At 69.4% G+C, this 26453-nt stretch carries 25 protein-coding genes; 12 read left to right on the top strand and 13 right to left on the bottom strand.

The features are described 5' to 3' along the window. Window positions 1–52: 52 nt before the first annotated feature. Both V5F75_RS13615 and V5F75_RS13610 read right to left on the bottom strand, forming a co-directional pair. Complete coding sequence (locus V5F75_RS13615; protein ID WP_394034465.1) at window positions 53–2113, bottom strand: acyltransferase family protein; 2061 nt, start codon at window positions 2111–2113, stop codon at window positions 53–55. 108 nt (window positions 2114–2221) lie between these two features. Next, window positions 2222–2458 carry an Lrp/AsnC ligand binding domain-containing protein gene (locus V5F75_RS13610; protein WP_394034466.1) on the bottom strand — a complete coding sequence of 79 codons (237 nt, stop codon included), beginning with the start codon at window positions 2456–2458 and terminating at the stop codon, window positions 2222–2224. Between the two features lie 275 nt (window positions 2459–2733). On the opposite strand from V5F75_RS13610, the gene thiD reads away from it, so the two are divergent. Then, the gene (gene thiD / locus V5F75_RS13605; RefSeq protein ID WP_394034467.1) at window positions 2734–3549 is read left to right on the top strand and encodes a bifunctional hydroxymethylpyrimidine kinase/phosphomethylpyrimidine kinase; all 816 of its coding nucleotides are present in this window, start codon (window positions 2734–2736) and stop codon (window positions 3547–3549) included. An 81-nt stretch (window positions 3550–3630) separates the two neighbouring features. After that, a complete protein-coding gene (locus V5F75_RS13600; protein WP_394034468.1) occupies window positions 3631–4245 on the top strand; it encodes a helix-turn-helix domain-containing protein in 615 nt (204 codons plus the stop codon). A 16-nt stretch (window positions 4246–4261) separates the two neighbouring features. Here the strand turns inward: V5F75_RS13600 and V5F75_RS13595 are convergent, their stop codons facing one another. Together V5F75_RS13595 and V5F75_RS13590 are read right to left on the bottom strand one after the other, a co-directional pair. Beyond that, window positions 4262–4702: a DUF1489 family protein gene (locus V5F75_RS13595; RefSeq protein ID WP_394034469.1), complete on the bottom strand. Its 441-nt coding sequence runs from the start codon at window positions 4700–4702 to the stop codon at window positions 4262–4264. Window positions 4703–4775: 73 nt separating this feature from the next. Next, window positions 4776–5756, bottom strand: a complete 981-nt coding sequence (locus tag V5F75_RS13590; protein ID WP_394034470.1) for a hypothetical protein — start codon at window positions 5754–5756, stop codon at window positions 4776–4778. A gap of 556 nt (window positions 5757–6312) precedes the next feature. Between V5F75_RS13590 and V5F75_RS13585 the strand changes: the two genes are divergently transcribed. Further along, a complete protein-coding gene (locus V5F75_RS13585) occupies window positions 6313–6621 on the top strand; it encodes a DUF3253 domain-containing protein (protein ID WP_394034471.1) in 309 nt (102 codons plus the stop codon). A 3-nt stretch (window positions 6622–6624) separates the two neighbouring features. Here V5F75_RS13585 and V5F75_RS13580 read toward each other — a convergent pair whose 3' ends face one another. From V5F75_RS13580 to V5F75_RS13565, 4 genes are all read right to left on the bottom strand, one after another. Beyond that, window positions 6625–7428: a YdcF family protein gene (locus V5F75_RS13580; RefSeq protein WP_394034472.1), complete on the bottom strand. Its 804-nt coding sequence runs from the start codon at window positions 7426–7428 to the stop codon at window positions 6625–6627. 219 nt (window positions 7429–7647) lie between these two features. Continuing rightward, complete coding sequence (locus tag V5F75_RS13575) at window positions 7648–8820, bottom strand: isovaleryl-CoA dehydrogenase (RefSeq protein WP_394034473.1); 1173 nt, start codon at window positions 8818–8820, stop codon at window positions 7648–7650. 139 nt (window positions 8821–8959) lie between these two features. Further along, complete coding sequence (gene obgE, locus V5F75_RS13570) at window positions 8960–9994, bottom strand: GTPase ObgE (protein ID WP_394034703.1); 1035 nt, start codon at window positions 9992–9994, stop codon at window positions 8960–8962. A 68-nt stretch (window positions 9995–10062) separates the two neighbouring features. Further along, complete coding sequence (locus V5F75_RS13565; RefSeq protein ID WP_509212076.1) at window positions 10063–11067, bottom strand: amidohydrolase family protein; 1005 nt, start codon at window positions 11065–11067, stop codon at window positions 10063–10065. Window positions 11068–11202: 135 nt separating this feature from the next. Between V5F75_RS13565 and V5F75_RS13560 the strand changes: the two genes are divergently transcribed. After that, window positions 11203–13380 (top strand): primosomal protein N', encoded by a 2178-nt coding sequence (locus tag V5F75_RS13560; RefSeq protein ID WP_394034475.1) that lies wholly within the window; start codon window positions 11203–11205, stop codon window positions 13378–13380. 109 nt (window positions 13381–13489) lie between these two features. Here the strand turns inward: V5F75_RS13560 and tgt are convergent, their stop codons facing one another. From tgt to V5F75_RS13540, 4 genes are all read right to left on the bottom strand, one after another. Continuing rightward, window positions 13490–14641 carry a tRNA guanosine(34) transglycosylase Tgt gene (gene tgt / locus V5F75_RS13555; protein ID WP_394034476.1) on the bottom strand — a complete coding sequence of 384 codons (1152 nt, stop codon included), beginning with the start codon at window positions 14639–14641 and terminating at the stop codon, window positions 13490–13492. After that, the gene (gene queA, locus V5F75_RS13550; protein ID WP_394034477.1) at window positions 14638–15723 is read right to left on the bottom strand and encodes a tRNA preQ1(34) S-adenosylmethionine ribosyltransferase-isomerase QueA; all 1086 of its coding nucleotides are present in this window, start codon (window positions 15721–15723) and stop codon (window positions 14638–14640) included. Before queA ends, tgt begins: the two co-directional genes overlap by 4 nt. A 92-nt stretch (window positions 15724–15815) precedes the next feature. Then, on the bottom strand, window positions 15816–16433 hold the full coding sequence (locus tag V5F75_RS13545) for an exopolysaccharide biosynthesis protein (RefSeq protein WP_509212075.1): 618 nt from the start codon (window positions 16431–16433) through the stop codon (window positions 15816–15818). Window positions 16434–16764: 331 nt separating this feature from the next. After that, entirely contained in the window at window positions 16765–17007 is a 243-nt protein-coding gene (locus V5F75_RS13540) for an usg protein (protein WP_394034704.1), read from the bottom strand. A gap of 500 nt (window positions 17008–17507) precedes the next feature. On the opposite strand from V5F75_RS13540, the gene groES reads away from it, so the two are divergent. The 7 genes from groES to rpmG all read left to right on the top strand — a co-directional run bounded on the left by groES (window position 17508) and on the right by rpmG (window position 25158). After that, complete coding sequence (groES, locus tag V5F75_RS13535; RefSeq protein ID WP_393988308.1) at window positions 17508–17822, top strand: co-chaperone GroES; 315 nt, start codon at window positions 17508–17510, stop codon at window positions 17820–17822. Window positions 17823–17914: 92 nt separating this feature from the next. Further along, on the top strand, window positions 17915–19546 hold the full coding sequence (groL, locus tag V5F75_RS13530; protein ID WP_394034479.1) for a chaperonin GroEL: 1632 nt from the start codon (window positions 17915–17917) through the stop codon (window positions 19544–19546). Between the two features lie 522 nt (window positions 19547–20068). Beyond that, window positions 20069–22399: a ribonuclease R gene (gene rnr, locus V5F75_RS13525; RefSeq protein WP_445329412.1), complete on the top strand. Its 2331-nt coding sequence runs from the start codon at window positions 20069–20071 to the stop codon at window positions 22397–22399. A gap of 20 nt (window positions 22400–22419) precedes the next feature. Then, a complete protein-coding gene (locus tag V5F75_RS13520; protein WP_394034706.1) occupies window positions 22420–22923 on the top strand; it encodes a DUF983 domain-containing protein in 504 nt (167 codons plus the stop codon). Next, window positions 22920–23654, top strand: coding sequence for an NUDIX hydrolase (locus V5F75_RS13515; protein WP_394034480.1), 735 nt, complete (start codon window positions 22920–22922; stop codon window positions 23652–23654). The genes V5F75_RS13520 and V5F75_RS13515 overlap by 4 nt, the downstream gene beginning before the upstream one ends. A 16-nt stretch (window positions 23655–23670) precedes the next feature. Further along, the gene (locus tag V5F75_RS13510; protein WP_394034481.1) at window positions 23671–24858 is read left to right on the top strand and encodes an MFS transporter; all 1188 of its coding nucleotides are present in this window, start codon (window positions 23671–23673) and stop codon (window positions 24856–24858) included. 132 nt (window positions 24859–24990) lie between these two features. Beyond that, window positions 24991–25158: a 50S ribosomal protein L33 gene (gene rpmG / locus V5F75_RS13505; protein WP_127089705.1), complete on the top strand. Its 168-nt coding sequence runs from the start codon at window positions 24991–24993 to the stop codon at window positions 25156–25158. Between the two features lie 480 nt (window positions 25159–25638). Here rpmG and V5F75_RS13500 read toward each other — a convergent pair whose 3' ends face one another. Beyond that, complete coding sequence (locus tag V5F75_RS13500) at window positions 25639–26019, bottom strand: response regulator (protein WP_394034482.1); 381 nt, start codon at window positions 26017–26019, stop codon at window positions 25639–25641. Between the two features lie 89 nt (window positions 26020–26108). Between V5F75_RS13500 and V5F75_RS13495 the strand changes: the two genes are divergently transcribed. Then, complete coding sequence (locus tag V5F75_RS13495) at window positions 26109–26435, top strand: DUF3572 domain-containing protein (RefSeq protein WP_394034483.1); 327 nt, start codon at window positions 26109–26111, stop codon at window positions 26433–26435. Window positions 26436–26453 lie beyond the last annotated feature (18 nt).

The following is a 26453-nucleotide window of genomic DNA, read 5'->3' as shown; positions in this document are numbered from 1 at the left end:
CGCGAGCAGCGCCCCGCCGCAGCCCTATCGGGCTAACGGCATGCGCCGTACCCTAATAGGAAGACGCTGGTGGTGCGTCGCCTGCGGCGTGCTCGGCGCGCGCGGGCGGCGGCGAGAGGCCCAGCAGCGCCCACACCGCGGCCCGGATGGACGCGTCGTCCCGCAGTCGGCGTGATCCATCGAGCGAAAGGTGATTCGCGTCGCTGTAGTAGAAGGCGTCACCGTCTCCGGCCCGGCATTCCTTCTCGTTGCAGAAGACCTGCGAGAGCAGCGCCGCGCCGCTGCCGGGCACCTCGTCGACAACCTTGCGGATCTGGGTGTTGGCGGGATTGAGGATCCGCTCCATCTCCTTGACCGGCTGGGTCATGCAGCCGGAGGCATCCCGGCCGAAATATTCGGCCCGCACCACGCAGCCCGCCGGCGCGTGCAGATATTCCGGCACCTGCCCCAGCACCAGGGCCTTCGCCCCCGCCTTGCGGATGTCTTCCAGGGTCCTGCGCAGGGCGATGGGAAACGCCGCGCGGCTGCCCTCGGGGCTCGGCACCCGAGCGGCCGGCAGATCGGGCATGGTCAGGGCGTAGTTGCCGCGCGCGTGGGTGGTCCACAGCGACCAGCGGCTCACCAGCACCACCAGCCTGGGCCGGATCTTCTCGATCTCCGCCATCACCGCGGCGTTGAACGCATCGCACGCCACGATATCGTCGGCAACGATGGGCGCCGACACCCCCACCAGCGGCGGACAGCCGGACAGCGTCAGCAGGCGGCTGCTCATTCCCCGCTCGGCGGCCATCTCGGCGAGGCCCTGGAAGGCCGAGCGGGCGTGGGAATCGCCCCACACCACCACATCGACCGCGCTGCCGGCGCCGGGCGGCGTGACCGTGCAGGTCGCGGTGCCGCGCATGAAGGCGTCCGAGGTGTTGCAGATGGTCAGGGCCTGCGCCTGGCGAATCACAGCCTCCGCCTTGAGGCCCCGCGGCGAGAGCGGCCAGAGCCGGCCATCGCGCATCTCGATCCCCCACGCGCCGCCGACGGCCAGCAGCATGACAGCAGCAGCGGCCGCGAACCGCGCGATGCGGCGCCCGCCGAGCACCTCCCGGCGCCGCAGCGGCGTTTCCACATAGCGCAGCGACAGTGCCGAGAGCGCCACCGACACCGCGATCACCGCCATTGCCAGCAGGGGTGTCGGCGCCCGGCCGCGGTATACGAAGACCAGCGCCAGCAGCGGCCAATGCCACAGATAGAGCGAATAGGAGATGCGCCCCACATAGACCATGGCCGGCAGGCTCAGCAGCCGCGCCACCGGCGCACCGGCGGCATGGCGCCCCGAATAGATCAGCAGCACCGCGCCGAGGACCGGCGGCAGGGCGGCGATGCCGGGAAAGGTCGTGTGGCGATCATAGAAGAACACCGGCACAAGCAGCGCCGCCAGCCCCACTGCGCCGAGCCCGGCCGCGATGCGCGGCCCCACCCGCGGCAGCGGCGCCAGCGCCAGCAGCGCGCCCGCCAGCAATTCCCACGCGCGGGAGGAGAGGAGGAAGAAGGCCCGGCGCGGCGCCTCGCTCAGCTCCAGCTGGGAGAATACGAGCGATGCGAGGGCGAGCAGCAGCAGCCCACCCACCGCCAGCCGCTTTCCACCCAGGCGCATGAAGACGAACAGCACCAGCGGGAAGACGATGTAGAACTGCTCCTCCACCGCCAGCGACCACAGATGCAGCAGGGGCATCTCCTCCACCGCCGGGGCGAAATAGGATTCGAGCCCCATGAAGTGGACGTTCGCGTAGAACAGGGTCGCGGGAATGAGCGAGCGGGCGAGGTCCTCCATCTGGTTCGGCAGCAGGATGAAGGCGCCGAGGAGGGTGGTGGCCGCCAGCACCAGGAACAGGGCCGGAAGGATGCGCCGGATGCGGCGGTCGTAGAACTCGACCAGCGAGAACCGGCCCTTCTCCATGTCCTCCGCCAGGATGGAGGTAATGAGGAAGCCGGAAATGACGAAGAACACGTCGACGCCGACAAATCCGCCGCTGAACAGCGAAAACCCGCCATGAAAAAGAACAACACTGCCGACAGCGACGGCCCGCAGGCCGTCGATATCCGGCCGGTAGGCCAGGCTCATCCATCTTCCCCTGATCGGCGCATCTTAAGATGCGCGCTCCCGCCGGGAAACAGATAGCCCGTGCGCGCCGCCACCGCAAACGCGCGCGGCGGACACCCCCGGCGCGCCTCAGAACGCCTTGTAGGTGATGATGGTGCGGGTGTCCTGGATGCCGGCGATCGTCTGCACCTTCTGGTTCACGAATTGCCCGATGTCGGTGCCGGGCTCCACGTAGAACTTCACCAGGAGATCGAAATCACCGGCGGTGGAATAGATCTCGGACGCGATCTCGGCATCGGCGATGGCGTCGGCCACGTCGTAGGACTTGCCGAGCTGGCACTTGATCTGAACGAAAAAGGGGATCACGGCGCACTCCGCTTGGAAACCGCCGGGCGCGCGGCGGCGCCACGCTCCGGCCGGCGCCGCCAAGGTGGACAAAAGCGCCTCCCGACGCAAGTGCGCACCAGGCCGGATGCGCCCCCATCTCCCCTCCCCCATGATCTTTCGGGATTCAGCGCCGGCGGAGAATGCTCCAGATTCTTGAGTTGGCACGCTTTCTTCACGCGAACCGGTTTCCACTTCGCTCGAAAACGCTCTAAGCGTGCGGGCTCGACGCCCCTTCGCCAGCTGAGGTCCGCGCCTTGCCCCATTCCGCGCCGCCCATCGCCCTCACCATCGCCGGCTCCGACTCCAGCGGCGGCGCCGGCATCCAGGCCGATCTGAAGACTTTCTCCGCGCTCGGGGTCTACGGCGCCAGCGTCATCACCGCCCTGACCGCGCAGAACACCCTGGGCGTCACCGCCATCCATGACGTGCCGGACGATTTCATCGGCGCCCAGATGGACGCGGTGTTCGGCGACCTCGCGGTGAAGGCGGTGAAGATCGGCATGCTCTCGCGTCCCGGCGCCATCCGCGCGGTCGCCGCCGGGCTCGACCGCCACGGCGCGCGGCCGGTGGTGCTGGACCCGGTGATGGTGGCCGCTTCCGGCGCGCGGCTGCTCGCGGATGAAGCGGTCGCCACGCTGATCGCCGACCTTCTGCCCCGCGCCGACCTCATCACCCCCAACCTGCCCGAGGCGGCCGCCCTGCTCGGGGTTTCCCCGGCCGCCGACGAAGATGAAATGCACGCGCAGGCCCTGCGCCTGATGGCGTCCGGGGCGCGGGCGGTGCTGATGAAGGGCGGGCATGGCGTCGGCACCGAGAGCGTGGACCTGCTCGTCACGCCCTCCGGCGTCTCCCGCTTCGCCGCGCCCCGGCACGCGACCCGCAACACCCACGGCACCGGCTGCACCCTGTCCTCCGCCATCGCCGCGCGGCTGGCCTTGGGAGATGACCTGGTGTCGGCGGTCGCGGCGGCGAAGGCCTACATCACCGGCGCCATCGATGCCGCCGACCGGCTCGCGGTAGGTTCCGGGCATGGCCCGGTGCACCATTTCTTCGCCCTCTGGCCCTCCTGAGGCGAAGGCACTTGTGGCCTGCGAAATGCGCGGTATCGTCCGAAACAGCGAACGCGCGTTCGGCAGAAAGGATCGCACGCCATGGCAGTGAAGGACCGCGGGGGCTCTCCCCTCGAATCGGGCGCGCAGGCGATCACCGGCCAGCTGGGCAAGACCATCCAGCGGCTGCGCAAGGCCTACAACCTCTCGCTGTCCGATCTCGCGGAGCAGTCGGGCGTGGCCAAGTCCATCATCAGCCAGATCGAGCGCAACGAGACCAACCCCACCCTCGCCACCGTGTGGCGGCTTTCCCAGGCGCTCGACATGTCCGTGGAGCGCGTGCTCGCCTCCACCGACGAAGCCCCCTTCGTGGAGAAGCTCACGCGCGCCGACACGCCCATCCTGGTCTCGGAGGACGGCCTGTGCCGCCTCTCCATCATCGGCTGGATCAAGACCGTGGAGTGGCTGCAATATTACGACTTCCACGCGGAGCCGGGTGGAGAGCTCGATTCCGATGGTCACCAGCGCGGCTCGGTGGAATGCCTCACGCTCGTCAGCGGTACGCTGGAGGTGGAGGTGGGCGGCGTGGTGGAAACGGTGAAGGACGGCGAGACCGTACGCTACCGCTGTGACCGCCGGCACATCATCCGCAATCGCGGCCCGGCGCCCGCGCATGCCTTCATGGTCTGCCTGCTGAAGGCGGCCGTGCTCGATTGAGCCGGCGGCCGAGCGCTCACAGCAGGCCGAGCTGCTCGAGTTCCCGCCGCATCTCCTCCGGCATGGCGGCCGCGCCGTCGCCAGCCACGGAATCGAGGTCGCGGGGCACCTCGGAATCCTTCAGGTAGCGCCAGCCCTGGAAGGGGCGGGCCGGACGGGGCCGCACCCCGATCACCTGCGGATCGAGCACCAGCGCGCAGCGCCGCACCCCGTCTACATCCACGAACGGCCGCACATCCAGAAGGCGCTGGCGCGCGGCCACGTCGCCCTTGATGACCCAATAGAGCGAGCCGCCGTCGCGCAATTCCGCGATGCGGGTGGGCACCATGCGCGTCACGTGGGTCTGCTCGAAGGGCAGGCCGGCGCGGGCGGCATCGGCGCGCCGGTCCTCGATCCAGTTCCGCAGATCCTCGATGGAGGTGGCGCCGACGCACAGCTTGATGAGATGGAGAGGCATGGCCCCTTATACCTCACGAAATCGCCGTCCGCGCTGAGGCTGGATGCGGATCATCCCCGCGTGCCACGCAGCGTCATTGCCCCGTGCTTTCCGGCGCCTCGGGCGGCACTGGCGGGCGGGGCAGCGGGCGCGGCGCGGCCGGCTGCGCGCGGGTGACGGCGGGAATGGCCGGCCGCTGCGGCGGCAGCGGTGCGGCGGCCGCAGGCAGCGGCGACGCCTCGGGCGCCGTTGCCGCGACGGGAGCGCCCTGCCCCGGCACTTCCGCCGGAGCCGGTCCCCGCTCCTCGGCGGCCGGCGCGGGAACAGCCTGCGGGGCGGCCGTCTCCCCGGCCGGCGGGGGCAGTGGCGCGACGGGCTCCTGGTCCCCGGCCGCCCTCCACTGGGCGGCATGCGCGGCCTGCACGGCCGCGAACCTGCGGTTGGAAAGGTTGGCCACCGCGGGCGCATCTTCTCCCAGCAGACGGGCCGGGGCGCAGTTCTGGTCGGTGCAGGAGAAATCCTGCCGCATCACCTCCGCGACCAGACCGAAGGGGTCCCGCGCCAAAGGCTGGCGCCAGACCTCCACCAGCGCCGCGAGATCGGCCGCCGGCGCGCGCCGCAGCAGCGCATCCGCGTCCGTGAGCAGCAGCAGCCGTGCCCGCACCAGCGCGCGGGCGGCGACCACCGTCTGCGGGCGGGCGAAGACCACCGCCTCGCAGCTCGCGGCCATGTCGGGAAGGGTATCGATGCAGGCGAGCCCGCTGGCGGCCAGGGCGCCATCGAGCTGGGTGGCGCGCAATTGGAGCGCGCGGCCCTCTTCTCGAACCGCCTGCTCCGCGAGCTGTTTCTGATAGAGCAGCAGCAGGCCGTAGCCCACCACCAGCAGACCGATGAGCCCCAGCACCAGCACAGGCAGGCGGAAGCTCTGCGCCCTGAACAGCAGCACGAACACGGCGACCGCGGCCACCGCCGCGGCGGCGAGCACCAGCCACCCCGGGACGACGCCGGGCAGGGCGAAGGCGTTCATCGCGTCGACCTCCGGTGCAGGCTCGATCATGCCCGCGAGGGCGAGCACATCAAATCATCATGAGCCTTGAAGACCGGCAGGGCAACGCGAAGACGCGCGCCGGCCTGGCGGGGCGACGCAAGAGATAAAGAAATGCCGTCCCGCTGCCTGGCGAGGCCGCCTCGACCGGGCTCGGGAGAGCGGAAAAAGACGGCTGCCGCCCCTCAGTTCGCGAGGGCGACGGCGGTCTCGAATCCGCCGAAGAGATAAACGACCGCAACACCCAGGAAAAACGTGGTGAGCGCGGCGCGCGCCACGCTCCAGCAGGAGCGAGTTCCAGTCAGGTGCATGATAAGTCTGACGATATCCCTGTTTTCGGCGCCTCTCCGCATGGGGAGCGGTGCCGTGACGGCCTCGCCTTTAGGATTTTCTCAACCATGAAACAAGGGGTCACATGATGTGAGCGGGGCTGCCGCAATGCCTCCGCAATCATCCCGAAATCGCCACATTGCGGCGATGCGGAACATAACGTTTTGTTTCGCCGTGCTTTTTCGCTGCTGTGCAACAAAGCGGGACTGACCGGCGCACCCCTTCATTTTTTTCGCTTTTCCCCTACCAAGGGGGCATGACCAGCGACTCGCACTACGCGACCCCCGACGAATCCCATGCCCCGCGCGGCTTCGACCCCGAGGCCGTGACCCAGGCCATCCTCCAGCTCGCCGCCACATGCGGCCCCGAACGCACGGTCGCGCCGGCCGATGTGGCCCAGGCGGTGGCGCCGGGCGAGCACTGGCAACGCGCCCTGCCGCAGGTGCGGCGCAGCGCGGTCGCCCTCGCCGAGGCCGGGCGCCTCCTCATCTACCGCAAGGGCAAGGTGATCGATCCGGCGGAACTGCGCGGCGTCTACCGCCTCGGCCTGCCGCGCAACGACTGAGGCTCAGGGGCCGGGGAAGAGGGTGCGCGTCTTGCCGCCGAGGTAATAGGCGACAAGGCCCACCCACTCCTTCACCCCCACATCCGTGAAATCGAGCCCGCTGGCGGCGCGGGAGAAGAGGCCGTTCAGCTCGCTCGGCCCGATGGTGCGGAAATCCACGGGATAAGCGACCACAGGAAAGTCCACCGCGCGGAAGCAGCCCATGGCGCGGGGCATGTGGAAGGCGCTCGTCACCAGCAGCCAGCGCTCGCCGGGCTTGGGCTTCAGCAGCGCCTTGGCGAACTCGGCATTTTCCGCCGTGTTGCGAGACTTCTCCTCGAACTCCACGCGGGCGGGGTCAATGCCGAGCGCGCCCAGGCTTTGGCGCATCATTTCCGCCTCGCGCCCGTGGCCATCGGGAATGAGGGCGCCGCTGCCGCCGATGAAGGCGAGCCGCGCCTCCGGATACCGCCGCGCGAGATCCGCGAAGGCGATCACCCGCTCCCCCGCCTCGGAGAAGGCGGGCTGCCCGCGGGCAAGGCCGATGTCCGGCAGCTCCGCCCCGCCCAGCAGCAGCACGCCGGTGATGGGCTTTCCATCGTCGTGGAACTGGGGAAAGCGCTCCTCCAGCGGCGACATGATGTAATTGGCCGCCGGAGAGAAGCCGAACACGAGCACCCCCGCGACGCCGACCGTGAGCAGCACCCCGCCCGCGCGGCGCAGCCCCGCGAGCAGCGCCAGCGCCGCAAGCGCCAGCACGATGGCCAGCGCATTGGAAGGAGCCGCCACGAACCAGGCCAGCTTCGAGATCGTGAAGAACGAATCCATGCGCCGCGCTCCCCTAACCCGATGCCATCAGGCATAGCCGACCCCCTCGTCCTTGCGAAGGGCAAACGACGGCCGGCGCCGCGCGGGGGCGCGACACCGGCCGGTCCGGGAGGGACCTCATACCATCGGCCCCGGTCTTTGACCGGCGCCAAGTGGGTTCGCTCAAGCGCCGCGTGGGCTTAGCCAAAGGCCCATGAGTCAACTCAGGGGCCTTTGGTATCAGGCCGTCTTCTCGAACAGCTCGCGGCCGATAAGCATGCGGCGGATCTCGCTGGTGCCGGCGCCGATCTCATAGAGCTTGGCGTCGCGCAGCAGGCGGCCGGTGGGGTAATCGTTGATGTATCCGTTTCCACCAAGGGTCTGGATCGCCTCCAGCGCCATCCAGGTGGCCTTCTCGGCCGCGTAGAGGATGGCGCCGGCCGCGTCCTCGCGGGTGGTGGCGCCGCGATCGCAGGCTTTCGCCACCGCATAGACGTAGGCGCGCGCGGCGTTCATGGTCACGTACATGTCGGCGAGCTTGCCCTGCATGAGCTGGAAGCTGCCGATGGGCTGGCCGAACTGCTTGCGCTCATGGAGATAGGGCAGCACCACGTCCATGCACGCCTGCATGATGCCGATGGGGCCGGCGGCGAGCACCGCGCGCTCATAATCGAGTCCGCTCATGAGCACGTTCACGCCCTTGCCCACCTGGCCGAGCACGTTCTCTTCCGGTACCTCGCAATCCTGGAACACCAGCTCGCCGGTGTCGGAGCCGCGCATGCCGAGCTTGTCGAGCTTCTGGGCGGTGGAAAAACCCGGAAATCCCTTCTCCACCAGGAAGGCGGTCATCCCGCGCGGGCCGGCGGCGGGGTCGGTCTTGGCGTACACCACCAGCGTCTCTGCGATGGGGCCGTTGGTGATCCACATCTTGGAGCCGTTGAGGATATAGCGGTCGCCCTTCTTCTCGGCGCGGGTGCGCATGGAGACCACATCCGAGCCCGCCCCCGGCTCCGACATGGCGAGCGCGCCCACGTGCTCGCCGGAAATGAGCTTGGGCAGGTACCTCGCCTTCTGCGCGGCGGTGCCGTTGCGGCGGATCTGGTTGATGCAGAGATTCGAATGGGCGCCATAGGAGAGCCCGACGGAGGCGGAGGCGCGGGAGATCTCCTCCACCGCGATCACATGCTCCAGATAGCCAAGACCGGAGCCGCCGTATTCCTCTTCCACGGTAATGCCGTGCAGGCCGAGCGCACCGAGCTTGGGCCACAGGTCCCGCGGGAACTGGTTGGTGCGGTCGATCTCGGCGGCGCGGGGCGCGATCTCGGCGTCCGAGAAATTGCGCACGCTCTCGCGCAGCATGTCCGCGGTTTCGCCGAGGTCGAAATCGAATCCGGCGGGACTGTTCGGCAGCATGTGTTTCCTCCCTCGGTCCCCTTCTTCGTTGGCGCCGAAAGGACGGCGCGGGGACACGGCCGCTAGAATAAAACGGTTGTCCGTTTATTCAATGGGCAAGAGAGGAATGCGTGAAGGGGCGGGGCCGCGGCCCCGCCGCTCAGGGCTGCCAGGGCTCGCGCGGCTCGGCTTCCTTCTCCTCGCCGCGGGCTCCCTCCACGATGGAAAGCAGGGCGCGCAGCGCCTCCTGCACCCCCTGCCCCGACTGGGCGGAGAGCAGAAGCGGGGTCTTGCCGGCGGCCCGCCGAAGGCGTTCCTTCTGCTGCTTGAGAAGCTCGGGCGAGAGGGCGTCGATCTTGGAAAGGGCGACGATCTCCGGCTTCTCGTCGAGGCCGTTGCCGTAGGCGGCCAGCTCGGCGCGTACGGTCTTATAGGCCTTGCCGGCGTGCTCGCTGGTCCCGTCCACGAGGTGGAGCAGGGCGCGGCAGCGCTCCACATGGCCGAGGAAGCGGTCGCCGATGCCGACCCCCTCGTGCGCCCCCTCGATGAGGCCGGGGATATCCGCGAGCACGAACTCGCGCCCATCCACCCGCACCACGCCGAGACCGGGGTGGAGCGTGGTGAAGGGGTAATCCGCGATCTTGGGCTTGGCGGCGGTGGTGGCGGCAAGGAAGGTGGACTTGCCCGCATTGGGCAGCCCAACGAGACCGGCATCCGCGATCAGCTTCAGCCGCAGCCAGATCCAGCGCTCCTGCCCTTCCAGGCCAGGATTGGCCCGGCGCGGCGCCTGGTTGGTGGATGTCTTGAACTGGGCGTTGCCGAAGCCGCCGTTGCCGCCTTCCAGCAGCCTGATGCGCTGGCCCACCTCGGTGAAATCGGCGAGCACGGTTTCCTCGTCCTCGTCGAGGATCTGGGTGCCGGCCGGCACCCGCAGCACCACGTCGTCGCCCTTGGCGCCGGTGCGGTTGGCGCCCTTGCCGTGGTCGCCTTTCTTGGCCTTGAAATGCTGCTGATAGCGATAGTCGATGAGCGTGTTCAGGCCATCCACGCACTCGATCCACACGTCACCGCCGCGCCCGCCGTCCCCGCCGTCGGGGCCGCCGAACTCGATGAACTTTTCGCGCCGGAACGAGACGCAGCCGGCACCGCCGTCGCCCGAACGCACATAGACCTTGGCTTGATCGAGAAATTTCATGGGCTGGAGGTAGACGGGCCGCAAGGCGAACGCAAGGGGCGGCAGAGCCCGCCGCCCCTTGCGGACCGTCACAGTTTCAGGATGCGCTCCGCATTGGCATGGCAGATCTTGGCGCGCACGCCCTCGGGGATGGGGGCGGCCTCGATGAAGGCGGCGGCGGTGGGCGTATCCTCGTAGGGGTAGTCGACGGAGAACATGACATTGTCCTCGCCCATGGCCGCGACCGCGCAGGCGAGCGCATTGGGATCGCACACGCCCGAGGTGGTGATGGCGATGTGGCGGCGGATGATGGCGGAGGGCAGCTGCTCCGGCAGCAGGGGCGCGCCCGCCATGCCCTGCCAGCGGCTGTCGAAGCGCCACAGCAGGTAGGGCAGCGTCTCCCCCATGTGGCCCAGGATGACCCGCAGCTTCGGAAAGCGGGTGAAGGTGCCCCCGAACACGAGGCGCAGGGCGTGGGTGGCCGTGTCCACGGTCCAGCCCCACACGGCCCCGCCGAGCTCCGGCCGCCCAGCGAACATGGCCGGGGTGTCGACCATATCCCCCGGATGGAGGTAGACCGGCACGTCGAGGTCCTCGGCCCGTTCCCAGAACGGCAGGAACATGTCCGCGTCGAGATAGTGGCCGCCGGTCTGGCCGTTGATGAGCGCGCCCTTGAAGCCGAGCTGGCGCACGCACCGCTCCAGCTCCTCCGCCGCCGTGGCGGGGTCCTGCATGGGCAGGTGGGCGAAGCCCGCATATCGTGCGGGCCTTTTCTGCACCTCCGCGGCGAGCGCATCATTGGCCTTGCGGGCGAGGGCGATGGCCAACGCCGCGTCCTTCTCCCCCTGCACGCCGGGAGTGGTCACCGAGAGCACGCTGAGCGCGATTCCCGCCCGGTCCATGGCCTCCAGCCGGGTCTCCCCGAAATCGACGAGGTGCCGCTCGATGTCCGCGAAAACGGCATCGTCGCTGGTGGGCTTGGCCACGTAGCGCTCGGCCAGCTCGGGAATCGTGAAGTGCTCCTCAAGGGCGATCTTGCGGACCGCTGCCCCCGCCCCGGACCTGGTGGCGCTTCCCGCTTCCGTCGAGGACATGGCCATTGCGGCCTCCCGTTCAAGCTGAACCGTGGCTACACTAATTCACCCGCCCCGCGCATGGCACAGGGAAAACGCCGCAGGCCTCCCGGCCCGGCCTTTGACCTTTCGTTCCCGGCGGACCAAAAGACGGGCATGAGCGCGCGCACCGTCGATGTCCTCCTGCCCCTCGGCCTCGACACCCCCTATTCCTACCTCCTGCCCGACGGCATGAGCCTTTCACCGGGGGACCTCGTGCACGTGCCGCTGGGCTCCCGCGCCATGATGGGCTGCGTGTGGCCGCGCGCCGCCGGCGGCGGAGCGGTGCTGGACCCCAAGAAGCTCAAGGCGGTGAAGGCGAAGCTGCCCTACGCGCCCCTGCCCGCCGAGCTCATGAAGCTGATCGACTGGATGGCCGACTACACCCTCGCCCCCCGCGGCATGGTGCTGCGCATGGCGCTGCGCCACGGCGAGGCGCCGGGCGAGGCCCGCGAGCGGGTGGGCGTGCGCGCCACCGGCGGCAGGCCCGAGCGGATGACGGCCGCCCGCACCCGGCTGCTGGAATTCCTTGCGGACGGCTTCGTGCGCGGGAAATCCGAGGCGGCGCGCGAGGCCGGCGTGTCCCCCTCCGTGGTGGACGGGCTGGTGGACGACGGCGCGCTCGAGGCCGTGGTGCTGCCCCCCGAGCCCGCCGCCTACCCGCCCGATCCCGGCCACGCCGCCCTCCCCCTCTCGGATGTGCAGGCGGAAGCGGCGGCCACGCTCAAGGCGGCGGTCGCCGCGCATGCTTTCTGCGTATTCCTGCTGGACGGCGTCACCGGCTCCGGCAAGACGGAAGTGTATTTCGAGGCGGTGGCGCAGGCGGTGCGGGACGGGCGGCAGGCGCTGATCCTGCTGCCGGAAATCGCCCTCACCCAGGCGTTCCTGGATCGTTTCACCCAGCGTTTCGGCGTGAAGCCGGCGGAATGGCACTCGGGCGTCTCCGCCCGCCGGCGCGCGCGCATTCTCAATGGCGTCGCATCGGGCGAGGTGAAGGTGGTGGCGGGCGCGCGCTCGGCCCTGTTCCTGCCGTTCCACGATCTCGGCCTGACGGTGGTGGATGAGGAGCACGACCCCGCCTACAAGCAGGAAGACGGCGTCTGCTACCATGCCCGCGACATGGCGGTGGTGCGCGCGCGCCTGTGCGCGGCGCCCATCGTGCTCGCGTCCGCCACGCCGTCCATCGAGACCGAGGTGAACGCGCGGCGCGGGCGCTACCGGCGCCTCGCCCTGCCCGTCCGCTTCGGCGGCGCCAAGGTGCCCGGCCTCACGCCCATCGACCTGCGGCGCGAAAGCCCGCCGCGCGGGCGCTGGATCGCTCCGCGCCTGGAAGCGGAGATCAACGACACCCTCGCCGCCGGGGGGCAATCCCTCCTGTTCCTCAACCGGCGGGGCTATGCGCCGCTCACCCTCTGCAACGCCTGCGGCCACCGCATGCAGTGCCCCTGCTGCACCGCCTGGCTGGTGGAGCACCGCTTCCGCCGCCGCCTCACCTGCCACCATTGCGGCTATCAGGCTCCCGTGCCCGAGGAATGCCCGCGCTGCGGCGCCAAGGACAGCCTCGTCGCCGTGGGCCCCGGCGTGGAGCGGCTGCAGGAGGAGGTGCAGGCGCTGTTTCCCGCCGCCCGCACGCTGGTGCTCTCCTCCGATCTCCTGGGCGGCGTGGAGCGCATGCGCGCCGAGCTCGACGCGGTGACGAAGGGCGAGGTGGACGTGGTGGTGGGCACCCAGCTCGTCGCCAAGGGCCACAACTTCCCCGGCCTCGCGCTGGTGGGGGTGGTGGATGCGGATGTCGGCCTCGGCCAGGGCGACCCGCGCGCGGCGGAGCGCACCTTCCAGCTCGTGCACCAGGTGGCGGGGCGCGCCGGGCGCGGCAAGACCGAGGGGCGCGGCTTCATCCAGACCCGCAGCCCCGAGCATCCGGTGATGCGCGCCCTCGTCACCGGAGACCGAGACGCCTTCTACGATACCGAGATCGCGGCGCGGGAGGAAACGCAGCTTCCGCCCTTCGGCCGCATGGCGGGCATCATCGTCTCGGCCAGCGAGGCCCATGCCGCCGAGGCCCACGCCCGGCGGCTGGCGGCGTGCGCGCCGATCGTGCCGGACGTGCGCATCCTGGGCCCTGCGGAGGCGCCGCTCGCGGTGCTGCGCGGGCGCCATCGCTGGCGCCTCCTGGCGCGCGCGCCGCGCGGGCTGGACCTTTCGGCCTATCTCAGGAAGTGGCGCGATCTGGCGCCCAAGCCCACCGGCAACGTGAAGGTGGTGATCGACGTGGACCCGCAGAGCTTCCTGTAGAGCATCTTCAAGCGCAGTGGACACCGGTTCGCGTGAAGGAAACACGCTTTTTCAATAACCTGGAGTGGTTTCCGCGCGCCAGGGCGAGCGGAAATCACTCTCGGCCGCCCTAACCTTCCCATACGGGAAGGTCGCCCCGCGCCCAGCCGTCCTTCACCTCCGCCACGTAGTCCCCGTAGCGCCCGGCGGCGATAGCATCGCGGGCGCCGGCCATGAGCTGCTGGTAATAGTGGATGTTGGCCCAGGAGAGCAGCATACCGCCCAGCATCTCCTCGCAGCGCACGAGATGGTGGAGGTAGGCGCGGGAATAGTCCCGCAGGGCCGGGCAGTCGCTCTCCTCGTCCAGCGGACGAGGATCCTCGGCGTGGCGGGCGTTCTTCAGGTTGATGCGGCCGAAGCGGGTGAAGGCCAGGGCGTGGCGCCCCGAACGGGTGGGCATCACGCAGTCGAACATGTCGATGCCGCGCGCCACCGCCTCCAGAAGGTCGTCGGGCGTGCCCACGCCCATCAGGTAGCGGGGCTTGGTGATGGGCAGGTGCGGCTCCACCGTCTCGATCATGGCCAGCATGACCTCCTGCGGCTCCCCCACCGCGAGGCCGCCGATGGAATAGCCGGGGAAATCCATGTCCGCGAGCGCGGTGGCGGATTCCACACGCAGCGCCGGCACCGCGCCGCCCTGCACGATGCCGAACAGCGCCCGCCCCTTCGGCTGCGCCTCGAACGCGCGCTTGGAGCGCTCCGCCCAGCGCAGCGACAGGCGCATGGCGCGCGCGGCCTCCTCATCCGGGCAGGGCAGGCGCACGCACTCGTCGAGCTGCATCTGGATATCCGAGCCCAGAAGGCCCTGGATCTCCACCGCCCGTTCGGGGGTGAGCTCGTAATGGGTGCCGTCCACATGGGAGCGGAAGGTGACGCCGTTCTCGCTCATCTTCCGGAGCGAGGACAGGGACATGACCTGAAAGCCGCCGGAATCGGTGAGGATGGGCCCGCCCCAGCCCATGAAGCGGTGCAGCCCGCCGAGCTTCGCCACCCGCTCGGCGCCGGGGCGCAGCATGAGGTGGTAGGTGTTGGCGAGCACGATGTCCGCGCCCGCCGCGCGCACCTGGTCGAAATAGAGCCCCTTCACCGTCGCCACCGTGCCCACGGGCATGAAGGCCGGCGTGCGGATGGTGCCGCGCGGCGTGAGGATGAGGCCGGTGCGCGCCGCCCCGCTGGTGGCGGAGAGCACGAAGGAGAAGCTGTCGGTGGGCGCGAAGGTCATGGCGCCGCTTGTGGCAGAAGCAGGCAGGCATCGCCATAGGAATAGAAGCGATAGCCCTCCGCGATGGCGTGCGCATAGGCGCGCTTCTGCACCTCGTGCCCCACGAAGGCCGCCACCAGCATCACCAGGGTGGAGCGGGGCAGGTGGAAGTTCGTCATCATCGCGTCCACCGCGCGGAAGCGGTAGCCGGGCGTGATGAAGATATCGGTCTCGCCCACGAAGGGCCGGATGGCGCCATCCTCCCCCGCCGCGCTCTCGATCAGCCGCGTCGGCGTCGAGCCAACGGTGACGATGCGCCCGCCGCGCGACTTGGCCGCGTTCAGCGTGGCTGCGGTCTCGGCGGAAACCTCGCCCCACTCGGCATGCATGCGGTGCTCGGCGGTGTCGTCCGCCTTCACGGGCAGGAAGGTGCCGGGGCCCACATGCAGCGTCACGGTCACCACCTCGACGCCGCGCGCCTTCACCGCCGCCATCAGCGCGGGCGTGAAGTGCAGGCTCGCCGTGGGCGCGGCCACCGAGCCGTCCACGCGGGCGAACAGGGTCTGGTAGTCGGTGCGGTCGCGCGCATCCTCGGCGCGGCGGGCGGCGATATAGGGCGGAATGGGCATGTGGCCCACCTGGGCCAGGGCATCGTCGAGCGCCGGGCCGGACAGGTCGAAGGCGAGGTCCACCTCCCCCTCCCGCCGCGCCTCCACCCGCGCGTCGAGGGTGCCGAGCATGCAGGCGCCGCCCTCGCGCCCGAAGCGGATGATGTCCCCTTCCCTCAGGCGCTTGGCGGGCTTGGCGAAGGCGGTCCAGCGGTGGCCATCGAGCCGCTTCACCAGCGTCGCCTCCACATGCACCGTGCCGGCCGCCTCGCGGGTGCGCGTGCCTTCCAGGGCGGCGGGAATGACGCGGGTGTCGTTCACCACCAGCGCGTCGCCGGGCTGGAGGAACTGCGGCAGGTCGCCCACGCGATAATCCGCCAGCTCCGGGACGCCGCCGGGGCGCACCACCAGCAGGCGCGCGGATTCACGCGGCTCGGCGGGGCGCAGGGCGATCCGCTCGGGGGGAAGCTCGAAATCGAAGGCGTCGACACGCATCGTGGCAGGCTTGCAGAGATCTTGTGGAAACAAGGAAGGCGCGTTCCTACAGCGGCGGCGCGGGAACGCAAGGGGAAGCGACAGGCGCCGCCTCAGAAGATGGCGACCGCCCCCTGCCAGATGGCCCAGCTCATCAGCCCCGTGATGACGATGCCGAGGAGCGTCGCCCCGAACCCCGCGAGGATGACGAGCCCGTCCCGCTCCACGAGGCCGAGGCCGAACACGCACACGGCGAAGCCGGGCGGCAGGTTGCCCAGGAAGGGGATGGGCAGCAGCAGGATGAAGCCCAGCAGCACCACAGTGGCACCCACCACGCGGCGGGCGGCGGGGCCCGCGAACTGCTCATAGCGCGGCCGGGAGATGCTCTCGAACTTCTCGATCCAGGGCCGCGACCGTGTGACGATGGCTTCCAGCATGGCGCGGGAGAAGGTGCGGTTGGCGATCTTCTCCGGCAGCCACAGCTCCTGCCGGCCCATGGCCATCTGCAGGCCGATGAGGCCGAGGATGATGCCGCAGATCACCGGTATGCCCGGCGGCATGGGGATGCAGTTCGGGATGCCGAAGATGAGGAAGAGGATTCCGAACGCACGGTTCCGCAGCGCATTGACGAGATCGCCAATGGCCACCTTCTCCCCCTCCTGGGCGGAGAGGACGGCGGCGAGCAGTTCGGACGTTCTTGGGGTACGGCGGTCCAATGCGGCCTCTTCCACGGCGTCTCCCGGCGGCGGTGTTTCCGCCGGGGGCGCTCCTTTTAGCACCGAGAAAGCGGCAGTGTCAGGGCGCGGCCGTCACGCCGGGCCCGGATACCAGCCCGGCGCGGCGTTGCGACGCGGGAATGCCCACGCCGGGCCATTCCGGTGCGGCGGGATCGGCGTGCGCCCCCACCCCCGCGGGGCGCGCACGCCTCTCACCGCCGCCCTCAACCTTTAGAACGCCGGCGCGCCGCGTGAAACCGATCCCGATCCGCCTCACGCAATTCTGTCCGGCGGGCGCCGCCCTCCCGGCGCCCGCCGGGTTCGCCGCCTGCTGGCCCGCGCGGGGTCAGTGCAGCACGAACACGCCGTCCACCGCCCGCATCTCCGCCGGCTTGATGAGCGCGCAATGGGCCACGCGCACCGAGTGCAGTCGCCCCTCGATCTCCCGGTGCCAGAATTCCAGGAAGCGGTGCAGCTCGGGAAATTTCGGGCACAGATCGTACTCCTGCCACAGGTAGCTCTGGAGCACGGAGGGATGATCTGGCATGCGATAGAGAATTTCCGCGGTGGCAAGGCCATAACCCGCCATCTGCAGCTTGAAGTCGTTGGAAACACCACTCTGCGACAAACCGGATGCACGGCCTGAATCGGATGCACTTGTGGACGTCATCGGCAAGACCTCCTGATGCAATGTCGAGTGAACGCTACCCCTTCCGGACACCGGGCCGCCGGGCCCTTTCTCCTCCGGCGGCGACAGGATCGATTGTCGGCTCAACAGCCTCGCGCCGCCAAGGTCAAAAAAGTGTTTCCATCTGCAAAAACAATGTACTAGCAGCGATAATGGAAGACTGCTGACAGGGCCGTGCGCCCTTGGAGGCCGGAGCGCCCGGCGCCCCCGGCGTGCGCTGCCCGCGGCCAACCTCTTCGCAGCGCAGCATTTTGGCGCCTGCTAGCACTCGGGTAAGCCGAGTGCCAAAAAAGTTCCCCATCCCCCTTGCGGGAGCTTTTGGCCACCCCTAGATGGGCCGTGGGCCGGGCTCATGAGCGCCCGGTGACTCCAAAAGAAGCAACCAACTGGAGGTTTCTCCTATGGGTTTCCGTCCTCTGCACGACCGCGTGGTGGTCAAGCGCATCGACGCCGAGCAGAAGTCCGCTGGCGGGATCATCATTCCCGACACCGCCAAGGAAAAGCCCCAGCAGGGTGAAGTGATCGCGGTGGGCCCCGGCGCCCGCAACGAGAAGGGCGAGCTGGTCGCCCTCGATGTGAAGGCCGGCGACGTGGTGCTGTTCGGCAAGTGGTCCGGCACCGAGGTCAAGATCGACGGCCAGGATCTCCTCATCATGAAGGAGAGCGACATCCTCGGCGTGATCGAAGGCGCGGCCGGCGCCCAGAAGGCCGCCTGATTTCCCCTGTCGCCCAGCGGCGGCCCGCCCGGCGGGCCCTGCCCCTTTGAAGATTTCCGGAACATTCGTCCCAAGCTGAAGGAGCAAGGCACATGGCTGCCAAGGACGTGAAATTCTCCGTCGACGCGCGCGACAAGGTGCTGCGCGGCGTGGACATCCTCGCCAACGCGGTGAAGGTGACGCTCGGCCCCAAGGGCCGCAACGTGGTGATCGAGAAGTCGTTCGGCGCTCCGCGCATCACCAAGGACGGCGTGACCGTCGCCAAGGAGATCGAGCTCGAGGATCGCTTCGAGAACCTCGGCGCCCAGCTCGTGCGTGAGGTCGCCTCCAAGACCAACGACCTCGCCGGCGACGGCACCACCACCGCCACCGTGCTGGCCCAGGCCATCGTGAAGGAAGGCGCCAAGGCGGTTGCCGCCGGCATGAACCCGATGGACCTGAAGCGCGGCATTGACGTCGCCGTCGAGGCCATCATCAAGGACCTCGCCGCCAACTCCAAGGCCGTGACCTCCAACGAGGAGATCGCCCAGGTCGGCACCATCTCCGCCAACGGCGACACCGAAGTCGGCACCTTCCTGGCGGAAGCCATGAAGAAGGTCGGCAACGAGGGCGTCATCACCGTCGAGGAAGCCAAGTCCTTCGAGACCGAGCTCGACGTGGTCGAGGGCATGCAGTTCGACCGCGGCTATCTCTCGCCCTACTTCGTCACCAACGCCGAAAAGATGCGCGTTGAGTTCGAGGATCCCTACATCCTCATCAACGAGAAGAAGCTGACCGGCCTGCAGGAGCTGCTGCCCGTGCTCGAGGCGGTGGTGCAGTCCGGCAAGCCGCTGCTCATCATCGCCGAGGACGTCGAGGGCGAGGCCCTGGCCACCCTGGTGGTGAACAAGCTGCGCGGCGGCCTGAAGGTGGCCGCGGTGAAGGCCCCCGGCTTCGGTGATCGCCGCAAGGCCATGCTGCAGGACATCGCCATCCTCACCGGCGGCACCGTCATTTCCGACGACCTCGGCATCAAGCTCGACAGCGTGAACCTCTCCATGCTCGGCCGCGCCAAGAAGGTGGTGATCGAGAAGGAGAACACCACCATCGTCGACGGCGCCGGCGAGAAGGCCGACATCGAGGCTCGCATCAGCCAGATCCGCGCCCAGATCGAGACCACCACCTCCGACTACGACCGTGAGAAGGCCCAGGAGCGTCTCGCCAAGCTTGCAGGCGGCGTGGCCGTCGTGCGCGTCGGCGGCGCCACCGAGGTCGAGGTCAAGGAGAAGAAGGACCGCGTGGACGACGCCCTGCACGCCACCCGCGCCGCGGTGGAAGAAGGCGTGCTGCCCGGCGGCGGCGTGGCCCTGCTGCGCTCCGTGAAGGTGCTCGAAGGCCTGAAGGTCGACAATGCCGACCAGAAGACCGGCATTGAGATCGTCCGCAAGGCGGTCCAGGCCCCGGCCCGTCAGATCGCCTCCAACGCCGGCGACGACGGCTCGGTGGTGGTGGGCAAGATCCTCGAGAACGCCGCCTACACCTTCGGCTACAACGCCCAGTCCGGGCAGTATGTGGACATGGTGAAGGAAGGCATCATCGACCCCACCAAGGTGGTGCGCACCGCCCTGCAGGATGCGGCCTCCATCGCCGGCCTGCTCATCACCACCGAGGCGCTCATCGCCGAGCTGCCGAAGAAGAACGCCTCCGCGGCCCCGTCCATGCCGGGCGGCGGCATGGACTTCTGAGGTTAACCGAGGCCTCCGACGCCGCCCGGCGAATCTTCGCAAAACGCAAACCGGCAACAGCCGGTTTACTCGGGCGGCGGCATGGACTTCTGAGGTTAGCCGAAGCCTCCGACGCCGCCCGGCGAATCTTCGCAGAACGCAAGCCGGCAACAGCCGGTTTGCTCGGGCGGCGGATGCGAGAACGAATGGAACGGCCGGGCCTCGCGCCCGGCCGTTTCCGTTTGCGCCGAGGCTCCCTCAGGGCCTTTTCCGTCACGCGACGCCGCGCGCGAACGGCCGGGGCCGGGCACCGGCCCGGCAGACGCCCGCCGTGCCGGTGTCACGCATCGCGGTCACACTCCATGCCGCAAACCCGCTAGCCCCGCGCTGCCGTTCCGGTTAGCGTCGGCCATCCGCACGGAAGCCGAGCCCTTGCCCAAACGCCCTACCCGCCCCTCCTCACGCCCCGCCAGCGCCCGCCCAGCCAAGACCCGCTCCGGCCGCAAGCGCGCCGCGGCCGACCATGTGGCGGAAGCCCTCGTCATCGCCCCCAAGGCCACAGGCGAGATGCCCACCAAGAAGGAGGTGCTGGCCTTCATCGCCAGCCAGAGCGGTACCGTCGGCAAGCGCGAGATCGCGCGCGCGTTCGGTCTTTCGGCGGCGCAGAAGGTGGAGCTGAAGGAGCTGCTGCGCGGCCTTTCGGATGAAGGCACCGTGGACCGGCGTGGCCGCAAGCTGCACGTGCCCGGCGCCCTGCCAGGGGTGGTGCTCGCCGACGTGGTGAGCCGCGACGCCGACGGCGAGCTGGTCGCCGTGCCGGTGGAGTGGGACAGCGAGGAGCACGGCGAGGCGCCACGCATCATCCTTCAGGCCCAGCGGCGCACCGCCCGCAGCCAGGGCGCGGCGCCGGGCCTCTCGGACCGGGTGCTGCTGCGCATCGTCGAGGGGTCCGGCGAGGCCTATGTGGGCCGTGTCATCAAGGTGCTGGAGAAGGCCCGCAAGCAGACCCTGGGCATCTTCCACGCCTTGCCCCACGGCGGGGGGCGCATCGTGCCCATCGACAAGAAGGCCCACGGCCGCGAGTTGCAGATTCCCCCCGGCGCCGAGCACGAGGCGGAGGATGGCGACCTCGTGGCGGTGGAGCTGATGCGCCAGCGCGTGTTCGGCCTGCCCACCGCGCGGGTGAAGGACCGCCTCGGCTCGCTGAAGAGCGAGAAGGCGGTGAGCCTCATCGCCCTGCACGCCCACGGCATTCCCCACCAGTTCCCCGAGGCCGTGACCCAGGAGGCGGAAGCCGCCCGCAAGGTCACCGCCCGCGGCCGCGAGGACTGGCGCAAGCTGCCCCTCGTCACCATCGACCCGCCGGACGCCAAGGACCATGACGACGCGGTCCATGCCATCGCAGACGAAGACCCGGACAATGCGGGCGGCTTCATCGTCACGGTGGCCATCGCGGATGTCTCCACCTATGTGCGGCCCGCCTCGGCGCTGGACCGCGAGGCGCTCATCCGCGGCAACTCGGTCTATTTCCCGGACCGGGTGGTGCCCATGCTGCCGGAGCGCATCTCCAACGACCTGTGTTCCCTGCGCCCGAAGGAGGACCGGCCGGCGCTCGCCGTGCGCATGGTCATCGGCAAGGACGGGCGCAAGAAGGGCCACACCTTCCACCGCATCATGATGTGCTCGGCGGGCAAGCTCGCCTATGCCCAGGCCCAGGCTGCCATCGAGGGCCGCGCGGACGAGGTGACCGATCCGCTGCTCGAAGGCGTGCTGAAGCCGCTCTATGCCGCCTATGCCTGCGTCAAGGCGGCGCGGGACAACCGCCAGCCCCTCGACCTCGACCTGCCGGAGCGCAAGATCCTGCTGAAGGCGGACGGCACGGTGGACAAGGTGGTGGTGCCGGAGCGGCTCGACGCCCACCGGCTCATCGAGGAATTCATGATCCTCGCCAATGTGGCCGCCGCCGAGACGCTGGAGGACAAGCGCACCCCGCTCATCTACCGCGTCCACGACGCGCCCTCCCTGGAGAAGCTCTCGGCCCTGCGCGACTTCCTGAAGACGCTGGACATCGCCCTGCCGAAGATCGACGCCGTGCGCCCCTCCCACCTCAACCGCATCCTCGCCCTGGTGAAGGACACGGACGTGGCGCCGCTGGTGAACCAGGTGATCCTGCGCAGCCAGTGCCAGGCGGAATATTCGCCGGAGAACTACGGCCATTTCGGCCTCAACCTGCGCCGCTACGCGCACTTCACCTCGCCCATCCGCCGCTATGCGGACCTCGTCGTGCACCGCGGGCTCATCCGGGCCATGGGCTTCGGCGCGGACGGCCTGCCCGAGGAGACGACCGTGGAGGCCCTGGGCGAGGTGGCCGCGGCCATCTCCGTCACCGAGCGGCGGGCCATGGCGGCCGAGCGGGAGACGGTGGACCGCCTGATCGCCCACCACCTCGCCAACCAGATCGGCGCGGTGTTCAAGGGCCGCATCTCCGGCGCCACCAAGGCGGGGCTGTTCATCGCCCTGGACGAGACGGGCGCGGACGGCTTCGTGCCGGCCGCCACCATCGGCGCGGACTATTACCGCTTCGACGAGGTGCGGCAGGCGCTCGTGGGCGAGCGCACCGGCGAGATGCACCGCATCGGCGACCGGGTGGAGGTGCGTCTCGTGGAGGCGGCACCGGTGGCGGGCGCGCTCCGGTTTGAGCTCCTCTCGGAAGGGACGTATGTAAAAGGTGCGCGCGGCCGGCCCGGGCCGTCGCGACGTTCCGGCGGAACGAAGAGCGGCCCCGGCCGCGCGCCCTCGCGCGCGGAGCATCCCCACAAGGGATCGCGGGGCGGACCGGGCGGGAGGAGCCCCGGCGGAAGCCGGAAAAAATAGGGACGGAACCGTCCATGCCGATGATCGTCACCACGCGGGCCATGCCGCCCGCATCCGGGGGCCCGGAAGGTCCTTCGGCCGAAGTCGCCCCCCGCGCGGTGGGCCCCTCGCTCCTGCGCGGCGCCCGCGGCCTGTGCCCGGCCTGCGGGGAGGGCCGCCTGTTCCCCCGCTACCTGAAGGTGGCGCCCTTCTGCGCCGCGTGTGGCGAGGAGCTCCACCACCACCGGGCGGACGACGCGCCGCCTTACGTGGTGATCCTGGCGGTGGGGCATATCGTGGTGCCGCTGCTGGTGATCGTGGAGGAGCTGTACCAGCCGCCGGTCTGGGGACACCTCGCCCTGTGGCTGCCGCTCACCCTGGCGCTCAGCCTTCTGCTGCTGCCGGTCGCCAAGGGCGCGCTGGTAAGCCTGCAATGGGCTCTGCGCATGCATGGGTTCGACCCCGCGAGCGCCGAGCGCGAGCCGCCTCCAGACGACGCCCTTCGCCCCTCCATCCCGCCAGCCATGGCCTCCACCGCATCATGACAGACTTCGCCACACGACTGACCGAGGCCGAACGCGGGCAGAACTCGCCCAACGTGCGCCCCAAGGATGCCGCCACGCTCATCCTCGTGGACCGCGCGGGCAAGGCGCCGCGCGTGCTCATGGGCCGCCGGCACCCGAACCTCAGGTTCCTGCCCGGCATGTACGTCTTCCCCGGCGGCCGGCTGGAGAAGTTCGACAAGGCGATGCCCGTCTACGGCATCGTGGATGCAGACAGCGAGCGCCGCCTGATGCAGGGCGTGCAGCGGCCCACCCTGGACCGCGTGCGCGGCCTCGCCGCCGCGGCCATCCGCGAGATGTACGAAGAAACGGGCCTCCTGGTGGGCACGAAGGACCTCGGCGCTCCTCAGGCCCCCTGCGACGACTGGCACGCCTTCGAGGCACGCGGCGTGTTCCCGAGCCTGGAGGCGCTCACCTTCGTCGCCCGCGCCATCACCCCGCCCCGCCGCCCGAGACGCTTCGATACGCGCTTCTTCGTTGCCGATGCGTCGGCGGTGTGCGACGAGGAGCCGGGCAAGGTCGGCGAGAATTCGGAGCTGGTCGACCTCAAGTGGCTCACCTTCGAGGAAACGAAGGCGCAGGAGCTGCCTACAGTCACCCGCGTGGTGCTGGACGAGCTGGCCGCCCGCATCGAGGCCGGCTTCCACGCCCGGCTCCCCGTTCCCTCCTATGCCATGCGGCACGGCCGCTTCGTGCGCACGCTGCTCGACTGACCGGACGTTTTCCCTCATGCACGCCCCGAACCCGCCGCCCGCCCAGATGAGCTGGGCGGCCTCGATTGCCGCTGCCATCGCCGCCATCGCCGTGGTGGGGGTGGGCATCAGCCTCTCCATCCCCCTCCTGGCGCTGGAGCTGGAATCGCGGGGCGTGTCGGGCACCCTCATCGGCATCAACACGGCGGTGGCGGGCATCGCCACCGTGGCGACCGCGCCGTTCGTGCCGCAGCTCGTGCGGCGGCTCGGGGTGCGCACGCTGCTGATTTTCGCCATCGTGCTGAGCGCGGCGAGCCTCATCGCCTTCAAGGCGGTGGCGTCTTTCATCCTGTGGTTCCCGCTGCGATTCGTGCTCGGCGCGGCCTTGTGCGTGCTGTTCGCGGTCAGCGAGTTCTGGATCAACGCCGTGGCGCCGCAGCACCGCCGCGGCCTCATCATGGGCATCTACGCCACCGGCCTCTCGGTGGGAGCGGCGCTGGGCCCGGTCATCCTGAGCGTCACCGGAACCACGGGCTGGCCCCCCTATCTCGCCGGTGCCGCGGTGCTGTGCCTCGGCATCATCCCGATCGTGATGGCGCGCGGCATGACCCCGCGCATCCACGAGAGCGAGCACCACGGCGTGCTCTCCTTCCTGCGCAAGTCGCCCACCGCCCTCCTGGCCGCGCTGGTGTTCGGCGCCATGGAAACCTCGGTGATGAGCTTCCTGCCGCTCTATGGCGTGCGCCTCGGCCTCGGCAACACCGATGCGGCGCTTCTGCTCACGGTGGCGGTGCTGGGCAACGTGGCGTTCCAGATTCCGCTCGGCCTCGTCTCCGACCGCATCGACCGGCGCATCCTGCTGTTCGCCTGCGCCCTGGCGGGCACCATCGGCGCGGCGATTCTGCCGGCGCTCGATGTGCACTCGGTGACCTTCCTGGTCGCGGTGTTCCTCGCGACCGGCGTGGTGGGTTCGCTCTACACGGTCGGCCTGGCGCACCTCGGGGCGCGCTTCCACGGGGCGAATCTCGCCTCCGCCAACGCCGCCTTCGTGATGTTCTATTCCATCGGCCTCATCGCCGGCCCGCCGCTCGCCGGGCAGGGCATGGACCTCTACGACCCCTACGGCTTCGCCTATGTCATCGCCGCCATGCTGGGTGCCTATGCCCTGCTGGTGGCTGCGCGTCTCGCCTTCGGAAACGAGGCGCTGAAGGCCCCCGGGCCTTGACAATGAAGGGCTGTTAAGGGCATTTCGGCGCATACGAGCCGCCGGTCCGGCAGCGCGTGCGTGTTTCTTTTTGCCGGCATTCGGCTTGCGCGCCAGGAATTGCGCGCCACCAGCGGCACCAGGGATCAAGATATGGCCAAGGCTGCAACCATCAAGATCAAGCTCCTGTCCAGCGCGGATACGGGCTCGTTCTACGTCACCAAGAAGAACTCCCGTACCAAGACCGACAAGATCGTGCTGAAGAAGTACGACCCGGTCGTGCGCAAGCACGTCGAGTTCCGCGAGACCAAGATCAAGTGAGGCGCGCGGGGCCACGCCCCGCCAGCGTTTCTTTGAAGAACGGGGCGCCCCTGCGGCGCCCTTTTCTTTTGCCCGCCGCCCAGTGTTCGCATGGGCGGGCCGCCCATGCGGCCTCCGCCCCGGCCCAGGTCAAGGCGTGTCGAAACGGCCGGGCGGCACCGGCGCGCGGATCATCGGAAAAAAGTGCTGGATGGCTTGGAAGCAAGGTGGCCGGTGGGGAACACGCGGGGAGGCCTCCCGTCAGCGCTCACCCACCGGCCAAACCCCACGGACCCAGGAGATGCGGCGGACCTGAGCACTCCGCAGGGTTGTCCTCAACGCGGGGCCGCTCTTCGGCGAGTCGCCCCGAAACCATCTTCGCAGGTTCGCATGAATCGCGCATCTGCGGCGGTAGGATCACACATCTATCCACGAAAATTCTAGCGCAGCTCGAAGCAGAGGAAAAGTGCTCGATTCGCCATCCCGTGGCCCGCGCCGGGTTCAACTCCCGGTGAAGTGGCGCACGGTCTCCAGGAACTTGGCCACGGAGATGGGCTTGGAGAGATAGGCCTCGCAGCCTCCGGCGCGGATTCGCTCCTCGTCGCCCTTCATGGCGAAGGCGGTCACGGCCACCACGGGGATTGCGCGCAGCTCCGGGTCCGCCTTCAGCTTGCGCGTCACGTCCAGCCCGGAGATCTCGGGCAGCTGGATATCCATGATGATGAGGTCTGGCCGGTGCGCGCGGGCGAGGTCCACGGCCTCCACCCCGGTGCGGGTTTCCACCGTGCGGTAGCCGTGCGCCTCCAGCAGGTCGTGGAAGAGCTTCATGTTGAGCTCGTTGTCCTCCACGATCATGACCGTCTTCGACTGGAGGGTCGTCATTGGGCGCCATCCCCGCTTCTCGCTTCGCAGCACGCCGCGAACGTGCTGGAATGGCGAACAGCTAGAGCCCATTCGTTGCGGAAGCGCAAATGCCAATTCGAGAGAAACCCAAGGGCCTGCAGGCCCAGCGCGCCGCGGCGCAGGAGGTGGCGGTGGCCGCCCTCTCCTTCATCGCCGCCGACGGCGAGCGCCTGGTGCGATTCCTGGCCGAAACCGGCCTCTCCCCCGCCAACCTGCGGGAGGCCGCCGGCCGCAAGGACTTCGGCGCCGGCGTGCTCGCCTATGTCATGTCCGACGAGCCGCTGCTGGTCGCGTTCGCGGCGGCCCAGCAGCTCGACCCCAAGCACGTGGTGAGCGCCTACGCCATCCTCTCGCCGCTGGAAGACCCGGACCAGGGCGCGCCCCAGCCCCTGTGAGTCGTCGCGCAGCGGGGG

Source organism: Xanthobacter albus (assembly GCF_043194895.2).
In the GTDB taxonomy this organism is placed as follows: domain Bacteria; phylum Pseudomonadota; class Alphaproteobacteria; order Rhizobiales; family Xanthobacteraceae; genus Xanthobacter.
This window is presented reverse-complemented; position numbering and strand designations above follow the sequence as displayed.

Excerpts from the sequence above, each read along its gene's own strand:
- V5F75_RS13615 (WP_394034465.1), bottom strand. The coding sequence starts at position 2,113 with ATGAGCCTGGCCTACCGGCCGGATATCGACGGCCTGCGGGCCGTCGCT.
- V5F75_RS13600 (WP_394034468.1), top strand. The coding sequence starts at position 3,631 with ATGGCAGTGAAGGACCGCGGGGGCTCTCCCCTCGAATCGGGCGCGCAG.
- V5F75_RS13595 (WP_394034469.1), bottom strand. The coding sequence starts at position 4,702 with ATGCCTCTCCATCTCATCAAGCTGTGCGTCGGCGCCACCTCCATCGAG.
- V5F75_RS13585 (WP_394034471.1), top strand. The coding sequence starts at position 6,313 with ATGACCAGCGACTCGCACTACGCGACCCCCGACGAATCCCATGCCCCG.
- V5F75_RS13580 (WP_394034472.1), bottom strand. The coding sequence starts at position 7,428 with ATGGATTCGTTCTTCACGATCTCGAAGCTGGCCTGGTTCGTGGCGGCT.
- V5F75_RS13575 (WP_394034473.1), bottom strand. The coding sequence starts at position 8,820 with ATGCTGCCGAACAGTCCCGCCGGATTCGATTTCGACCTCGGCGAAACC.
- obgE (WP_394034703.1), bottom strand. The coding sequence starts at position 9,994 with ATGAAATTTCTCGATCAAGCCAAGGTCTATGTGCGTTCGGGCGACGGC.
- V5F75_RS13565 (WP_509212076.1), bottom strand. The coding sequence starts at position 11,067 with ATGTCCTCGACGGAAGCGGGAAGCGCCACCAGGTCCGGGGCGGGGGCA.
- V5F75_RS13560 (WP_394034475.1), top strand. The coding sequence starts at position 11,203 with ATGAGCGCGCGCACCGTCGATGTCCTCCTGCCCCTCGGCCTCGACACC.
- tgt (WP_394034476.1), bottom strand. The coding sequence starts at position 14,641 with ATGACCTTCGCGCCCACCGACAGCTTCTCCTTCGTGCTCTCCGCCACC.
- queA (WP_394034477.1), bottom strand. The coding sequence starts at position 15,723 with ATGCGTGTCGACGCCTTCGATTTCGAGCTTCCCCCCGAGCGGATCGCC.
- V5F75_RS13540 (WP_394034704.1), bottom strand. The coding sequence starts at position 17,007 with ATGGCGGGTTATGGCCTTGCCACCGCGGAAATTCTCTATCGCATGCCA.
- groES (WP_393988308.1), top strand. The coding sequence starts at position 17,508 with ATGGGTTTCCGTCCTCTGCACGACCGCGTGGTGGTCAAGCGCATCGAC.
- groL (WP_394034479.1), top strand. The coding sequence starts at position 17,915 with ATGGCTGCCAAGGACGTGAAATTCTCCGTCGACGCGCGCGACAAGGTG.
- V5F75_RS13520 (WP_394034706.1), top strand. The coding sequence starts at position 22,420 with ATGATCGTCACCACGCGGGCCATGCCGCCCGCATCCGGGGGCCCGGAA.
- V5F75_RS13515 (WP_394034480.1), top strand. The coding sequence starts at position 22,920 with ATGACAGACTTCGCCACACGACTGACCGAGGCCGAACGCGGGCAGAAC.
- V5F75_RS13510 (WP_394034481.1), top strand. The coding sequence starts at position 23,671 with ATGCACGCCCCGAACCCGCCGCCCGCCCAGATGAGCTGGGCGGCCTCG.
- rpmG (WP_127089705.1), top strand. The coding sequence starts at position 24,991 with ATGGCCAAGGCTGCAACCATCAAGATCAAGCTCCTGTCCAGCGCGGAT.
- V5F75_RS13500 (WP_394034482.1), bottom strand. The coding sequence starts at position 26,019 with ATGACGACCCTCCAGTCGAAGACGGTCATGATCGTGGAGGACAACGAG.
- V5F75_RS13495 (WP_394034483.1), top strand. The coding sequence starts at position 26,109 with ATGCCAATTCGAGAGAAACCCAAGGGCCTGCAGGCCCAGCGCGCCGCG.